Raw genomic sequence first — 2,124 nt, forward strand, 5'->3', positions numbered from 1 at the left:
CCGGCATCGGGGCCGGTTTCCCGGAACTCCCCGGTCAGCGGATCGAACTCCGCCCCGCCCCCGCCCTCAGGCGTGCCGCCCTGTGGCAGCGGGCGGAACATCGAGGCCCGCCAGTCGCCCGGCGCCGGCCGGCCGCTGCCGGCGGCACCGAACCCGAAGCGCGGCGCCGCCCCGCCCGCTGCCGCCCCGCCCGCCGGAGACGGCGCGCCTCCGGGGCGGAAGGCATTGACCGCCGCGCTGGTGCCGGCCGTGTTGGCCCGGCTCGGCGAGGCACCGATGGTCTCGCGGATGGCGCCGACGATGAGGCCGCGCACGAGGCCGGGATCGCGAAAGCGCACGTCGGCCTTGGTGGGATGAACGTTGACATCCACCTCATGCGGATCGAGCGTGATGAACAGCACCACGGCGGGGTGGCGGTCGCGCATCATCACATCGGCATAGGCGCCGCGGATGGCGCTCATCAGCAGCTTGTCGCGCACCGGGCGGCCGTTGACGAACAGATATTGCTGCGTCGCCGCCGCGCGGGTGTAGCTCGGCAGGCCGGCGAAGCCTTCCAGCCGCACGCCCTCGCGCGCGCCGTCGACGATCAGCGCATTCTCGATGAACTCCGCCCCCAGCACATCGGCAACCCGCCGCGCCCGCGCATCGACGCCGCTGCGCGCCGGCCATTCGGTGGCGGTGCGGTCGGAGCCGGTCAGCGTGAAGCCGATCTGCGGCGAGGCCAGCGCCAGCCGGCGCACCACCTCGGTGATGGCGGCCGCCTCCGCCCGGTCGGTCTTGAGGAATTTCAGCCGCGCGGGCGTGGAGAAGAACAGATCGCTCACCTCCACCCGCGTGCCGGGGTTGAGGGAGGCCGGCTTCGGGCCGTCCTTCGCGCCGCCGTGGACGGTGAGTTCCAGCCCGTGGGGCGCCCCGCGGGTGCGGGTGGCGATGGCGAGCCGCGCCACCGAGCCGATGGAAGGCAGCGCCTCGCCGCGGAAGCCCAGGGTGTCGATCTGCATCAGGTCGTCGCCGGCGAGCTTGGAGGTGCAGTGCCGCTCGACAGCCAGCTTCAGATCGTCTTCCTCCATGCCGCGGCCGTCGTCGGTCACGCGCATCAGCGTCTTGCCGCCGGCGGCGGTGACGATCTCCACCCGGCCCGCGCCGGCGTCGATGGCGTTCTCCACCAGTTCCTTGATAACGCTCGCCGGGCGCTCGATCACCTCGCCGGCGGCGATGCGGTTGATGAGCCCGTCGTCGAGCTGCCGGATCACCGCCATGGTCGCTCTGCCCGTTCCCCTGAATCCGCAATCCGCGCCGCTGCAGGCCGCTCCGCCCGTCATGAGGCCGGCGGTATTGCGGGGCGACAATAGCCTCCCGCGGCGGCGGAGGATATCGTTCTCGTCCCGATTCGCCGCTGTCCTCCCCGCCGGCGGCGGAATCGCCGTCCCGGCCCGGCCTGCCCGGCTTCGGCCAGCGTCCGGCTTGCGACACAGAAGTCTTCTTGACCCGGGCGTTCCGCCCGTCTAGGCCAACCGACATGAGCGCACCCCTCATTCCGATCGTCCCCGGCCTTGCCGCGATGGACCCCCGCTATACCACGCTGTTCTGCGACGTCTGGGGCGTCGTCCACAACGGCGTGGCATCGTTTCCCGATGCCGTGGCGGCGCTGGCGCGCTTCCGGCAGGAACGCGGGCGGGTGGTGCTGGTCACCAACTCGCCGCGCCTGCGCGATGCCGTCATCGTGCAGCTCGGCGAACTGGGTGTCGACCGCGATGCCTACGACGATGTCGTCACCTCCGGCGACGTGACGCGCGCGCTGCTGCTGACGCTGGGCTTTACCCGGGTGTTCCACATCGGCCCGCCGCGCGACCTTGCCCTCTACGACGGCACCGGGCTTGAGCCCGTGGACGCGCCGGATGCCGAGGTGGTGGTTTCCACCGGCCTCTTCAACGACGAGGTAGAGACGCCGGAAGACTATCACGAACTGCTCAAGGGGCTGGCCGGGCGCAGCCTGCCGTTCGTTTCCGCCAATCCCGACCTGATGGTGGAGCGCGGCACCAAAATGGTGTGGTGCTCCGGCGCGCTCGCCCGCCTCTACCAGACGTTCGGCGGCGAGGTGGTGCAGGCCGGCAAGCCCTATCC

2 protein-coding genes are annotated in these 2,124 nt (G+C 71.6%); one reads left to right on the forward strand and one right to left on the reverse strand.

The genetic code is table 11. From position 1 onward, the window contains the following. Positions 1-1,259 (reverse strand): DNA mismatch repair endonuclease MutL (gene mutL / locus V7067_RS16355; protein WP_334176958.1); only part of this gene is annotated, 1,259 nt, incomplete at its 3' end. A gap of 260 nt (positions 1,260-1,519) precedes the next feature. On the opposite strand from mutL, the gene V7067_RS16360 reads away from it, so the two are divergent. After that, positions 1,520-2,124 (forward strand): TIGR01459 family HAD-type hydrolase (locus V7067_RS16360; protein ID WP_334176959.1); only part of this gene is annotated, 605 nt, incomplete at its 3' end.

Origin of the sequence: Pseudoxanthobacter sp., assembly GCF_036822375.1 — a bacterium.
Classification (GTDB): Bacteria; Pseudomonadota; Alphaproteobacteria; order Rhizobiales; family Segnochrobactraceae; genus Pseudoxanthobacter.